12 protein-coding genes are annotated in these 12,498 nt (G+C 70.6%); 6 read left to right on the plus strand and 6 right to left on the minus strand.

Annotation, left to right across the window (positions count from 1 at the left end; all coding sequences use genetic code 11):
- Positions 1-49: 49 nt before the first annotated feature.
- Both EJC51_RS28460 and EJC51_RS28465 read right to left on the minus strand, forming a co-directional pair.
- A complete protein-coding gene (locus EJC51_RS28460) occupies positions 50-1,123 on the minus strand; it encodes a hypothetical protein (protein ID WP_126273698.1) in 1,074 nt (357 codons plus the stop codon).
- Complete coding sequence (locus EJC51_RS28465; protein ID WP_244362892.1) at positions 1,111-1,596, minus strand: hypothetical protein; 486 nt, start codon at positions 1,594-1,596, stop codon at positions 1,111-1,113. The genes EJC51_RS28460 and EJC51_RS28465 overlap by 13 nt, the downstream gene beginning before the upstream one ends.
- 510 nt (positions 1,597-2,106) lie before the next feature.
- Here EJC51_RS28465 and EJC51_RS28470 point away from each other — a divergent pair.
- The 4 genes from EJC51_RS28470 to EJC51_RS28485 all read left to right on the plus strand — a co-directional run bounded on the left by EJC51_RS28470 (position 2,107) and on the right by EJC51_RS28485 (position 7,558).
- The gene (locus tag EJC51_RS28470; RefSeq protein WP_126273700.1) at positions 2,107-5,100 is read left to right on the plus strand and encodes a BTAD domain-containing putative transcriptional regulator; all 2,994 of its coding nucleotides are present in this window, start codon (positions 2,107-2,109) and stop codon (positions 5,098-5,100) included.
- Positions 5,097-5,822: a prepilin peptidase gene (locus EJC51_RS28475; protein WP_126273701.1), complete on the plus strand. Its 726-nt coding sequence runs from the start codon at positions 5,097-5,099 to the stop codon at positions 5,820-5,822. Before EJC51_RS28470 ends, EJC51_RS28475 begins: the two co-directional genes overlap by 4 nt.
- A gap of 90 nt (positions 5,823-5,912) precedes the next feature.
- Entirely contained in the window at positions 5,913-7,112 is a 1,200-nt protein-coding gene (gene mqnC / locus EJC51_RS28480; RefSeq protein ID WP_126273702.1) for a cyclic dehypoxanthinyl futalosine synthase, read from the plus strand.
- Positions 7,112-7,558, plus strand: coding sequence for an imidazolonepropionase-like domain-containing protein (locus EJC51_RS28485; protein ID WP_126273703.1), 447 nt, complete (start codon positions 7,112-7,114; stop codon positions 7,556-7,558). Before mqnC ends, EJC51_RS28485 begins: the two co-directional genes overlap by 1 nt.
- Here the strand turns inward: EJC51_RS28485 and EJC51_RS28490 are convergent.
- Entirely contained in the window at positions 7,555-8,568 is a 1,014-nt protein-coding gene (locus EJC51_RS28490) for a chitinase (RefSeq protein WP_126273704.1), read from the minus strand. The two genes, EJC51_RS28485 and EJC51_RS28490, sit on opposite strands and share 4 nt — an antisense overlap.
- A 157-nt stretch (positions 8,569-8,725) precedes the next feature.
- Here EJC51_RS28490 and EJC51_RS28495 point away from each other — a divergent pair, with 157 nt between their 5' ends.
- On the plus strand, positions 8,726-9,421 hold the full coding sequence (locus tag EJC51_RS28495; protein ID WP_126273705.1) for a demethylmenaquinone methyltransferase: 696 nt from the start codon (positions 8,726-8,728) through the stop codon (positions 9,419-9,421).
- 31 nt (positions 9,422-9,452) lie between these two features.
- Here EJC51_RS28495 and EJC51_RS28500 read toward each other — a convergent pair whose 3' ends face one another.
- Both EJC51_RS28500 and EJC51_RS28505 read right to left on the minus strand, forming a co-directional pair.
- Complete coding sequence (locus EJC51_RS28500; RefSeq protein ID WP_126273706.1) at positions 9,453-9,764, minus strand: PASTA domain-containing protein; 312 nt, start codon at positions 9,762-9,764, stop codon at positions 9,453-9,455.
- A 113-nt stretch (positions 9,765-9,877) separates the two neighbouring features.
- Positions 9,878-10,402: a GNAT family N-acetyltransferase gene (locus EJC51_RS28505; RefSeq protein ID WP_126273707.1), complete on the minus strand. Its 525-nt coding sequence runs from the start codon at positions 10,400-10,402 to the stop codon at positions 9,878-9,880.
- Between the two features lie 97 nt (positions 10,403-10,499).
- Between EJC51_RS28505 and EJC51_RS28510 the strand changes: the two genes are divergently transcribed.
- Complete coding sequence (locus EJC51_RS28510) at positions 10,500-11,810, plus strand: geranylgeranyl reductase family protein (protein ID WP_373559679.1); 1,311 nt, start codon at positions 10,500-10,502, stop codon at positions 11,808-11,810.
- Here the strand turns inward: EJC51_RS28510 and def are convergent, their stop codons facing one another.
- Complete coding sequence (def, locus tag EJC51_RS28515; protein WP_126273708.1) at positions 11,811-12,434, minus strand: peptide deformylase; 624 nt, start codon at positions 12,432-12,434, stop codon at positions 11,811-11,813.
- Positions 12,435-12,498 lie beyond the last annotated feature (64 nt).

Below are 12,498 nucleotides of genomic sequence, written 5' to 3' on the forward strand. Positions count from 1 at the left end.
CGAGGGTCTCTTCTCCTCAGGGTGTGGGGCACGGCCGGTTTCTGAAAGGTCAGCGGTTGATCGCCTGGATCTCCTGGACGTTCATGTCCTGCGTCGTCTCGAACGTGCCGTCCGGCAGATCGCCGCCGGTGCCGTCCGAGCCCTCCCAGGTGATCTGCCAGGTCACGGACGCGGAGAGCTGGTACGGCGTGCCGTTCGTGGCCTTCAGGTAACGGATGCCGCAGGGCGGGGTCTTGTCGGCGTCGCCCGTGGAGTACGGGGTGCCGATCGAGCCGTCCGCGTTGATCTCGCAGTCGCCGGAGGCGGGGAAGGTCTGGGCGTCCTCCGTGCCGGGGTTCAGATGCAGGGCGATCGGCTTCGCCGTCGTCTCCGCCCACAGGCCCGTGTTCGGGAGCTCGGCGCGGACCTTGACTTCCTGGAAGGTGCCCTTGTCCAGCCAGACCCAAGTGGGCAGGTTCACCGTGGACTTGGTGGCCGGCTTCAGCTCGATCTCGGTGTCGGGAACCTGCACCCTGTTGTAGGCGTAGTCCGCCAGTGTCTCGGGGGTCGGCGCGTGGGCGATCTTCGGGATCTGGCCTGCCGGCTGCCAGAACATGATGCGGGTGCAGTCCCAGGAGTCCGGGTCGGAGATGTCCGGGGCCACGCTGCGCCAGAAGTAGCCGTCCTGGCCGAGGTTGTAGTTCTTGTAGCCCTCGACCGACTTCCCCTCCTCGAAGTAGTTGATCGTGGACTTCTCGTCCCGGTAGTAGTCCGTCCAAAGTTCCTTGCCGGCCCAGTACTCGTGGATGCCGACGTCCCCGACACCGGTGTTCTCCGAGAAGTCCTTCAGTGACGCGGGTGTGAAGACCGGCTCGTACCAGCACGCCGGCGGCTTCCAGTTGACGTCCACGGAGGAGACCGCACCACGTTTGCCGCCCTTGGGGCCGCTGACCTGGGTGACCTTGATACGGGACTGGCCGGCGGAGGCCAACAGGGTCTTCCCGTCGGCGCTGCTCTCAGTGGTGTCGTGACCGCCGGGCACGGGCTTGGCGGCGGACGCGGCGCCCGCACCCCAGACGAGGACTCCCGCGGTAAGGGCCAGAACTACCGAGCCCGCTCGCCGCAATGAGATCACCCCGCGCATTCCGTCGCCTTCTCCTTCACGGTGATCTGCTGGGCGCGCCACACCTGCGAGCCCTTCGGAAAGGCCATGAGGAGGTCGAACTTGAGGAAGTCGTTGGAGCTTCCCTCGGTCTTCAGGACCTTTCCGCTCTGCACTTCCTTGCCGTAGACCCTGGACTGGTCCTCGCAGAAAGCCACGCGCACGAGCTTCACCGACTTCGAGTCGCCTGCCGCGCTGGTCTCCGCCCGGAAGTAGCGGTCCGTGCCCGTGAGCGTCCAGCCGCCCTTCACGTAATCCTTGATCTGGGTGTTCGCGTACCTGGCGGCGTCCCCGGCGGAGTAGTACTGATAGGCGGGGTCGGAGGGGTTCTGCTCCGTGATGCCGTGGTTGAGCGCTCGGATGTAGTTCTCCGCATCGGCGAGGGCTGCGGCGTTGTCCGCGTTCGAAGGCTTCTCGAAGTCGAAGACAAGCTCCAAATCCTTCGGAAGACTCACATCCGGTCTGTCCGCCGCAGGCGACGCCGACACGGAAGCCGAAGCCGACGGACTCCCCGCCCCCGTATCCGCCCCCTTGATGTCATCCGACGACGAATCCCCACCCCCACCGCACGCGGAGAGCAGAAGCGCCGCCATCGTGGCGAACGCGGCGGCGGTGACGGGCAGGGTGCGGCGGGCCACGATGGATCTCCCCCGAGGTTCGGCGTGTGCAATAGACAACGAAGCTATCAGGGGCGGGTAATGCACCCCTGTGGGGCTGCGGGGGATTGTGTGGGGAACGTGAGGGTGTCGCGTGGCAGTCGCGAACGGTGCACATGGCTCAGGGGGTGAAAGCAGGGCAACTCCGGCCTGTCCGGCAGGTCGTGAGGAACTGTGCGGGGAGCGCGAGCGGGGTTTTCCACAGGGCCTGCCCGCTCTTCGACGCCGTACATAAGATCTCTGTACGCTCAGTGCACTCTCGTACTCCCTCGTATCCACCTCCTCCTCACACGACCCAGGACGCCCGCCATGGCACGACGCCGCAGCTCAAGCTCGTCAAGCTCGACGGGAAACACCACCACCTCGGCCACGCCGCGCAACCGGACCCCGCAGCCCGTGCGGATCCGGCGGCGTACGTTCGGGGACTTCGTGAAGGCGTTCTTCGCGTTCGTCGCGCTCGCCGTCCTGGTCGTCGGAGTCCCTGGCGCGCTCGCCATGACGGTCGGGTGGCCGTTGCCGAGCGGGATGCCGAAGCTGGAGTGGCTGCAGAACGAGATCACCGTCGGCACCTTCCTCCACATCCTCACCGTCATCGTCTGGCTCGCCTGGGCGCAGTTCACCGCCTGTGTGCTCGTGGAGATAAAGGCCGCCGTCTCGGGAGTCGGGGTACCGGGGCGCGTCCCGGGCGCCGGGCCCAGTCAGATCCTCGCCCGGCAGCTCGTCGCCGCACTGCTCCTCGTCGGCGCCACGGCCGCCAGCCTCACGCCGGGGCTGTCGCAGATCGGGCAGCACAGCCTCGACGGCAACCAGCGCGGTACCGTCGCCGCCGCCCAGCAGACCCCCGGCCTCTTCGCCCAGCAGCAGGAGCAGGCGGCCAGCACCGCCGCCGCCCTCGCCGAGCAGGCCTCCCAGGCCGCCGCCCACGCGGACGCGCAAGGCGGCAGCACCGCCAAGTCCGACGACACGAAGTACTACCGGATCCAGCCCCCCGAGGGCCGGCACCACGACTCCCTCTGGGAGATCGCCGAGCGCCACCTCGGCGACGGCCGCCGGTACAAGGAGATCTTCGAGCTCAACAAGGACCGTGTGCAGCCCGACGGCTCCAAGCTGTCCGAGGCCAGCCTCATCCGCCCCGGCTGGATCATGGAGATGCCGGGCGACGCGCGCGGCGGCGACCTCGTCGAGATGCCCGAGGCCGCCGGTGGCTCCGCCGCCCAGCAGCAGATCCACGACTACGGCAAGACCGGCGACCACGCGCAAGGCGGCGGCCACCAGCAGGGCGGCGACCACGCACAGGGCAGCGGCGGCGGTACCGGCGCCTCCCAGGTCTCCCTCCCCGAACAGCGCCCCGCCCCCGACCAGCAGCCCAGCCACGAGCAGCACCAGCAGGCCGCTTCCTCCAGCGAGGAATCCTCCTTCGGCCTCCCGCAGGCCCTCATCGGAGCCCCCCTCCTCGCCGCCGGCCTCCTCGGCGCCCTCGGCCGGCGTCGCCGGCAGGCCCTGTGGCAGTCGGCGTTCGGTGCCGTCGGCGGGCGGCGCGGCATGGAGCCGCCCACGCCGACCGGGGACGCCGCCGACGCGCAGGACGCCCTTCTCGTGGGCGCCGATCCCGAAGGCGTACGCCTGCTCGACCGTTCCCTGCGCGGACTCGCCGCGTCCCTCGGTGCCGAGTCCCGCCCGCTGCCCACCGCGTACGCGGCCTGGCTCAGCGGCAACGGCGACCTCCACCTCCAGCTCGCCCAGCCGTCCGGGAACCCGCCCGCGCCCTGGCAGCTCGGACAGGACCAGACGTTCTGGATGCTCGCCCGCACCGACGCCGAGCGGTACGAGGACGTCGACGCCGCCGCCCCGTACCCGGGCCTGGTCAGCCTCGGCACCATGGACGACTCCCGGCTGCTGCTGAACCTGGAATCGGTGCCCGGCCTCGTCTCCCTCTCCGGCAGCGAGGCCGACCGCGCCGCCGTCTTCGCCTCCGTCGCCGCCGAACTCGCCACCAACGGCTGGTCGGACCGCATGACCATCACCCTCGTCGGCTTCGGCGAGGACCTCACGCCGCTCGCTCCCAACCGGCTCCGCCACCTCGACAGCGTCGACGACCTGATCGAGACGATGGACGCCGAGACCCGGCAGCGGCGGGGGGCCTTGGGCGCCGCCGGTCATGACTCGGTCCTCACCGGGCGCACCGGGCCCGCCCAGCACACCCGTTGGGCCCCGCACCTCGTCCTCCTCGCCGCCGAGCCGTCCGCCGACGACGCGATGAAGCTCGCCGAACTCGCCGCCGACGCCAGCCGCCTCGGCATCGGCTACCTCGTCGGCACCGAGAGCGGCGATCTGCCCGGCGCCGCCTGGGAGATGGAGGTCACCGGCGAGGGCAAGCTGCTCGCCCCGCTGCTCGGCCTCGAACTCGACGCCCAGCTGCTGCCCGTGCCGTTGCAGCGCGCGGTCGTCGAGCTGTTCGTCGAGTCCGACCCCGAGCGCGAACCGCAGGGACCGGCCACCGCGCCGCCGTTCCTCGTCGACATCAGCGAGCAGGGGCGGCCCGCTGTGTACGCGCGCCTCGTGGGGCCGTACGAGATCATCGGTCTCGACACCCCGGACGGCGACCGGAGCGCCCTCCTCCACGAGGCGCTCGCCCTGCTGCTCCTGCACCGTGAGGGCGTCCACCCGCGCGTGCTGTCCTCGGCGCTGTGGCCGCGCGGTGTCACCGACGACGTCCGCGAGGCCCTGCTCGACCGGCTGCGCGCCTGGCTCGGCACCGACCCCGACGGCAGCCCGCGCCTGAAGGCCGACTCCACCGGACGGCTCACGCTCGCCAAGTCCGTCGTCTCGGACCTCGACGTACTGCGCTCGCTCTACCACGAGGCCACGCAGGGACGCGGCGTCGACAGCCGGGTCGTGCGCGGCCGGCTGCTCACCGACGCGCTCGTGCTGGTGCGCGGTCCGCTCCTCGCCGACCGGCCCGAGGGACGCTACCGCTGGCTCACCCACGAGATCATCGACGCCCAACTCCCGCTGCTGGTCGCGGACATCGGCCTCGCGCTCTCCGAGTTCCACCTGGTCAAGGACCGCGCGGAGAAGGCCATCGAGGCGCTGAACGCGGCCCTCAACTCCGCGCCGGGCGACGAGCGCCTCTGGCACGAACTGCTCCGCGCCACCCACGCCACCGGCGACACCGCCCGTCTCCAGGCCCTCGCCGCGGACCTGATCTCCCGCAGCGGCGCCCGCGGGCTGCCGCCGCGCACCGAAGCGCTGCTCGACGAGCTGCTGCCGACGTGGCGCGACGGCGTCGCGGCCGTGGGATGAGTACCTGGCTCCTCATGGCAGCCGCCGCGCTGTGGGGCGCGGCGGCGGGCGCGCTGCTGCCGAGAGCCGCCTACCGGTTCTCGGCACCCGCGGGGGAGCCGTGGCGGGAGGCGTGCCCCGGCGGGCATTCGGTACGGGGGTGGCTCGGCCCCGGCCGCTGCACCCTCTGCCCCCAGTCCTACGGCCCCTCCACCGCCCTCCTCTCCCTCGTCACCGCCGTCGTCTGCGCCGCCCTCGCCGCCGCCACCGGCACCCGGCCCGAGATCGGCGTCTGGCTGCTGCTGGCGCCGGTCGGTGTGCTGCTCGCGGTCGTGGACCTGAAGGTGCAGCGGCTGCCCGACCCGCTGACCCTGCCCTTCGCCGCCGCCGCGCTCGCCCTGCTCGGCGTGATGGCGTTCGTGCCCGAGCACACCGGCGACTGGCTCCACGCCCTCTTCGGCTCCCTCGCCCTCGGCGGCGGCTACTTCGTGCTCTTCCTCATCAACCCGGCCGGCATGGGCTTCGGCGACGTGAAACTGGCGCTCGGGACGGGGGCGGTGCTCGGCTGGTACGGCTGGGCGACGGTCATGCTCGGGACGTTCGCCGGGTTCCTGCTGGGGGCGCTGTACGGGGGCGCGCTGATCGTCGTACGGAAAGCGGGGCGGAAGACGGCGATCCCGTTCGGCCCGTTCCTGATCATGGGGGCGTTCCTGGGCGTGCTGATCGGGGCGTACGCGGCCTGACGTCGGTCCGGAAGTCGGCCTGGCGTAGGCTGGCCGGGTCCGTGCACATGGATGCTTCCGTCCACAACCCTTGACGAAAGGGACGCTCCGGTGACCGAGAAGGCCGACCTTCAGTCCGTCCTCGACCGCGCCGCCGCCGGTGGGCGGATCACCCCTGAAGAGGCGCTCGACCTCTACCGCGACGCCCCGCTGCACGCGCTGGGTGCCGCCGCCGACGCGGTACGCCGCCGGCGGTACGCGGGTACGGAGCACATCGCGACGTACATCATCGAGCGGAACATCAACTACACGAACGTGTGCGTCACGGCGTGCAAGTTCTGCGCCTTCTACGCGCCGCCGAAGGACACGAAGAACGGCTGGACGCGCGACCTGGACGACATCCTGCGGCGCTGTGCCGAGACCGTCGAGCTCGGTGGCACGCAGATCATGTTCCAGGGCGGGCACCACCCGGACTACGGCGTGGAGTACTACGAGAAGCACTTCGCCGCCATCAAGGAGGCGTTCCCGCAGCTCGTCATCCACAGCCTGGGGGCGAGCGAGGTCGAGCACATGGCCCGCATCTCCAAGGTCAGTGTGGAGGAGGCGATCCAGCGGATCCACGCCGCCGGTCTCGACTCCTTCGCCGGCGCCGGTGCGGAGCTGCTGCCCGAGCGGCCGCGCAAGGCCATCGCGCCGCTGAAGGAGTCCGGCGAGCGCTGGCTGGAGATCATGGAGACGGCCCACCGGCTGGGCGTCGAGTCCACCTCCACCATGCTCATGGGCACGGGCGAGACGAACGCCGAGCGCATCGAGCACCTGCGGATGATCCGTGACGTGCAGGACCGGACCGGGGGCTTCCGGGCCTTCATCCCGTACCTCTACCAGCCGATGAACAACCACCTCAAGGGCCGGACCCAGGCCACGATCCTCGAGTACCTGCGGATGATCGCGGTCGCCCGGCTCTTCATGGACAACATCGCCCACATCCAGGGCTCCTGGCTGACCACGGGCCAGGACGCGGGCCAGCTGACGCTGCACTACGGCGCGGACGACCTCGGCTCGGTGATGCTGGAGGAGAACGTCGTCTCGGCGGCCGGTGCCAAGCACCGCTCCAACCTCCAGGAAATGATCGACATGATCCGCACGGCGGGGCGGACCCCGGCCCAGCGCTCCACGACGTACGAGCACCTCGTCGTCCACGACGACCCGGCGAACGACCCGGTGGACGCGCGCGTCATGTCCCACATCTCGTCGACGGCGATCGAGGGCGGCACCGCGCACCCCGAGTTGAAGATCCTCGCGTCCAACTAGTGCGCACGCTGCATGCCGCGGACGAGGTGCGGCTCACGTGGACGGCTGAGCCGATCAAGGACGGCGCCGTCCTGGTGGAGCAGAATCGGATCGCCGCCGTGGGCACGCTGGCGGAACTGCGCGAGCGTTTCCCGGACGTCCGCGTGCGCACCTGGCCGGGTGTTCTGGGGCCCGCGCGCATCCACGAGGGTCCCCTTCCGGACGCTCCGAGTCCACGCGAGCGCATCCACGCCGTGCTGAGGTCGGGGGCGGTGGCGGTCCTGGAGGAGTACGCCGACACCCCCGAACTCCGCGCGGCGGCCGAGCGCAACGACGTGGTGGTGCTGCCGCGGGTGCAGTGGACGTTGATCCGGCAGACCGGCAGGGCCGACCTCGCCGTGTTCGCCGAGGACGGCGAGTGCATCGCGACGGTGTGCGCCGGACGGCTGGTCCACCGGCGTCGCTAGCCCGCCAACGCCTCCCCGAACGCCCCCGAACTCTGCGCCACCCCACTGCAGTTGACCAGGGCATCCGCGTCCCCGGTGCATTCCTGATCCCGGAACGTCGCCCACATCGACACCCACCCCACCCCCTTCTCCTCCGCGAACTCCCGCAGTTGAGCGGCATCGGACAGCGTGAACGTCTCCCCGTCCACGTCATTCGTGCCGATCATCGACGTGAGCGCCATCCCACCCCACGCGGTCGCGGCGGACGTACCGAAGACGTCCCGCAACTGCCTGTGCGCGGCCTTCGCCGAGGTGATCGCGTAGTCGCCCATGTCCCCGTCGTACGACTCCGCGTAGTTCATGGTCATGAGATTGACCGTCGAGACCTGCACCGCACTGTTGTTGGCGGACTCCAGCAACGCGAGGGCGTCGTCGTCGAGCCCCGACGGCATCACGGGCAGCGTGAAGGCCACGGTCACGCCGCCGCGCTCCTCGTGGAGCAGCGCTATCGCCTCCGACCGCAGCTCCACCGAGTCGGAGTCGGTCAGCGCGTCGCCCTCGATGTCGAAGTCGGCCTGGGTGGAACCGGCCGCGTCGAGGGCGTCGCCGTACGCCTCCGCCAGCTCCTCCGCACTGTCGCAGACCTCCGCCAGCTCCGGACCGGACGCCCCGCCGAAGGAGACCCGCACGCTCGCCCCGTCCTGCTTGAGCGCCGAAATCCGGGACACCACAGCCGAGTTGTCGATCGCGGTCGTGCCGTCCCACTTCGGGGTGCAGCTGCTGCCGTCCGAGATCACGAAGGCCAGGTTGTACGTCGTCGGCGCCCCGGCGGAGTCGGTGCCGGAGGCCTCGGTGGCGCTGACGTAGGGGGCGTACGAGGTGACGGACGACGCCGGCGACGGTGCCGCGGAGCTCTTCGGCGGCGCCGCGTCGGACGCCGCGTCGGTGTCCGCCGAGCACCCCGCCGTGGCCAGGGCGAACAGGCAACCGAGCCCCGCCGCCGGCCTCAGGAACCCGAGTTTCCGACCCATAAAGCCTCCCTGATGTCCGGGAAGTGCATTGTCGTCACGTTCGGGATCGGCTGGGTGCTGATCGCGGGGTTCGTGCCGGCGTGCGGATGGGTGGAGGACGTGGCGGCGAAGCAGAGGCCGAGGCTTGTTCTGTGAGGGCGGCTGCAAGAATGGGCCCGTGACCCGCGCTTCCCTGAACAAGCAGCCGCACGAAGTCGCCTCGATGTTCGACGACGTGGCGGAACGGTACGACCTGACGAACGACGTGCTGTCGCTCGGCCAGGACCGGGTGTGGCGCAAGGAGGTCGCGAAGGCGGTCGACGCCCGGCCCGCCCAGAAGATCCTGGACCTGGCGGCCGGTACGGCGACCTCCTCGCTGCCGTTCGCGCAGACCGGGGCGTACGTCGTGCCCTGCGACTTCTCGCTCGGCATGCTCCAGGTCGGCAAGAAGAAGCACCCGTGGCTGCCGCTCACGGCCGGCGACGCGACGAGGCTGCCGTTCAAGGACGACACCTTCGACGCCGTCACCATCTCCTTCGGGCTGCGCAACGTGCAGGACTTCGACGCCGGGCTGCGCGAGATGTACCGGGTGACCAAGCCCGGCGGCCGGGTGGTCATCTGCGAGTTCTCGCACCCGACCTGGGCGCCCTTCCGCACGGTCTACACCGAGTACCTGATGCGCGCCCTCCCGCCGGTCGCGCGCGCGGTCTCCTCGAACCCCGAGGCGTACGTCTACCTCGCCGAGTCGATCCGCGCCTGGCCCGACCAGGCAGCGCTCGCCGGGCATCTGCAGAAGGCCGGCTGGTCGAAGGTGGCGTGGCGGAACCTGACGGGCGGGGTCGTGGCCCTGCACCGGGGCTTCAAGCAGGTCTGACGGCGGCTTCAGGCCGGTCCGGCGTCCCGCTTCACGCAGAGCTGACGGACACGTACGGGTCTCCCGGCTCGTCCAGCTCACGCTGGAGGCCACCTGTGGGGGGCCTGGGGACGCGCGGCTCGCGCACTCCGCCGCCGCCCTCCCCTTCGCCGAAGTCGAACCACACGTAGATCACGGAATCACGCGGCACCTCGGCATTGGGCTGCGGGTACTGCCGTACGACGTACTCGACGACGGTCTGACGGAAGTCGGGCCGGTCCGGAGCGTTCAGGAAGAGGCCGGTCGCCTCTGCCGTCCGGCGCGCGTCCATGGCCATCAGGCCGACCAGTCGCGGTACGCGCACTTCGGGTGTTTTTTGCGGTGTTATGCGCACAGATGTCACCCCCAGCGGTATCTGAAGGGTAACCGCCCGGGGGTGCCGTCCGGAAGCGCCAAGTGGCTATCTGTGACAGTTGGTTACCGTGTGTGACCGTCTCGCAGGTCGAGCCGGAAGCAGAGCGCGTCCTCCGGGAGCCGCGGGTGCGGGAAGGTCTCCGCGAGCTCCATGCCGAGGCGCCGGGCGACCGCGACCGAGCGCTCGTTGCCCGGTCTGACCATCGCCACCACGTCCGGCACGCCCGCCGCCCGGAGCCGTTCCAGCGTCTCCCGCGCGGCGGCGGTGGCGTACCCCTTGCCCCAGTACGCCCGCCCCAGCCGCCAGCCGATCTCGATCTCGCCCTTCGGCCCCCACTCCTGCGGCCACGGCTGCGCGCCGGTGAAGCCGATGACCCGGTCGTCCTCGTCGAGCATGGTCCACAGACAGAAGCCCAGCTCGGCGTCGTGCCGGCGCTGGCGGGCGGTGAGTTCCTCGTAGACGTACAGCTCCGCGGAACGGCCCCCGTGGAACTCCATGACGTCCGGGTCGTCGAAGAGCCGGTGCCAGGCGACGGCGTCCTCGTCGGTGGGGACACGCAGCCGTACTACGGGGAGAGCTCGGTTCACGGGGCAGCCCTTCAGCCGGGTGATCAATCGTGCTGAATAGACTGCCCATGTCCAGTGCTAGTCGGCACGCAGATTTCGAACTTGGGGAGATCCCGCCGTGACCGCCGTGACCGAGCCCCACCCCGAGCCCCTTTCCGAGAACACCGCCGACGTCATCGTCGTCGGCGCGGGGCCGGCCGGCTCCACGACCGCGTACTACCTCGCCAAGGCCGGTCTCGACGTCCTCCTGCTGGAGAAGACGGCGTTCCCGCGCGAGAAGGTCTGCGGTGACGGCCTCACCCCGCGCGCCACCAAGCAGCTCGTCGCCATGGGCATCGACATCTCCGAGGAAGCCGGCTGGCTGCGCAACAAGGGCCTGCGCATCATCGGCGGCGGTGTCCGGCTCCAGCTCGACTGGCCGGAACTCGCCTCCTTCCCGGACTACGGCCTCGTCCGCAAGCGCGACGACTTCGACGAGCAGCTCGCCCGGCAGGCCCAGAAGGCGGGCGCCCGGCTGTACGAGCGCTGCAACGTCGGCGCCCCGATCATCGACGACCGCACCGGCCGCATCACCGGCGTCCACGCCAAGCTCGGCGACTCCGGCGAGAAGCGCGAGGTCACCTTCCACGCCCCGCTGGTCGTCGCCGCCGACGGCAACTCCACACGCCTCTCCCTGGCGATGGGCCTGCACCGCCGCGAGGACCGCCCGATGGGCGTCGCCGTACGGACGTACTTCGAGTCGCCGCGCCACGAGGACGACTACCTGGAGTCCTGGCTGGAGCTGTGGGACCGCCGCGGCCCCGAGCCGCGCCTCCTGCCGGGCTACGGCTGGATCTTCGGCATGGGCGACGGCACGTCCAACGTGGGCCTCGGCGTCCTCAACACCTCCGACTCCTTCAAGGAGCTGGACTGGCGCGAGGTGCTGAAGGCCTGGTGCGCCTCGATGCCGGAGGAGTGGGGCTACACGCCGGAGAACATGACCGGGCCGATCCGCGGCGCGGCCCTCCCCATGGCCTTCAACCGCCAGCCGCACTACACGCGCGGGCTGCTGCTCGTCGGCGACGCCGGCGGCCTGGTGAACCCCTTCAACGGCGAGGGCATCGCCTACGCCATGGAGTCCGGCCAGATCGCCGCCGACGTCATCGTCCAGGCCCACGCGCGGGCCACGCCGGCCCAGCGTGAGATCGCGCTCCAGCGCTACCCGCAGGTCCTCAAGGACACCTACGGCGGCTACTACACGCTGGGTCGCGCCTTCGTGAAGCTCATCGGCAACCCGAAGGTCATGAAGATCGCGACCCAGCGCGGCCTGACGCACCCGCTGCTCATGAAGTTCACCCTGAAGATGCTGGCCAACCTCACCGACCCGACGGGCGGCGACGCGATGGACCGGATCATCAACGGGCTGAGCAAGGTGGCGCCGAAGGCGTAACTAGCCGTCCAGAGCCTCGATGTTGGCGCTCCGGCGGGCGAACACCTCGTCCCGCCGGTCCGCCACCTGACGCAGCGCGTCCCTGCGTTCGCGCTTCGACAGCCGGTCCAGGTAGACGTGCCCGTCGCAGTGGTCCGTCTCGTGCGCCAGGCACCGGGCGAAGTACCCCGTGCCCTCGATGACGAGCGGTGCCCCGTCCTTGTCGTACCCGCGCACGACGGCCCGGTCCGGGCGCGGTACGTCCATCACGGCGCCGGGGACGGACAGGCAGCCCTCGTGGTCGTCGAGGAGCCTGCGTCCGGCCGGGGCCTCGTCGAGCACCGGGTTGACGATGTGCCCGACGTGCCGGGCCCCGTCGTCGTCCGGGCAGTCGTAGACGAACACCCGCAGATCGACGCCGACCTGGTTCGCCGCGAGGCCGGCCCCGTCCGCGATGTACATCGTCAGGAACATGTCGTCGATCAGGGCGGCGAGATCCGGCCCGAACTCGGTCACGTCCCGGCACGGCTTGTGCAGGACCTGCTCGCCGACCTCCGTGATGCGCCGGACCCTTCCGCGGCGGGCGTCGGGCGCGAGCGGCGGATACGAGTCAACGGGCCTGCCTTGTACGAACACACTGGGCATGAGTGCGTTTCTCCTCGGGGTGTGGTGTCGCTGAGGGCGGTGGGTCATCGGGCTTCCGGCCTCC

Origin of the sequence: Streptomyces aquilus (genome assembly GCF_003955715.1) — a bacterium.
In the GTDB taxonomy this organism is placed as follows: domain Bacteria; phylum Actinomycetota; class Actinomycetes; order Streptomycetales; family Streptomycetaceae; genus Streptomyces; species Streptomyces aquilus.

Bases quoted from the DNA above. Each gene is read 5' to 3' on its own strand.
- EJC51_RS28460 (WP_126273698.1), bottom strand. From the start codon at position 1,123: ATGCGCGGGGTGATCTCATTGCGGCGAGCGGGCTCGGTAGTTCTGGCC.
- EJC51_RS28470 (WP_126273700.1), top strand. From the start codon at position 2,107: ATGGCACGACGCCGCAGCTCAAGCTCGTCAAGCTCGACGGGAAACACC.
- EJC51_RS28475 (WP_126273701.1), top strand. From the start codon at position 5,097: ATGAGTACCTGGCTCCTCATGGCAGCCGCCGCGCTGTGGGGCGCGGCG.
- EJC51_RS28490 (WP_126273704.1), bottom strand. From the start codon at position 8,568: ATGGGTCGGAAACTCGGGTTCCTGAGGCCGGCGGCGGGGCTCGGTTGC.
- def (WP_126273708.1), bottom strand. From the start codon at position 12,434: ATGCCCAGTGTGTTCGTACAAGGCAGGCCCGTTGACTCGTATCCGCCG.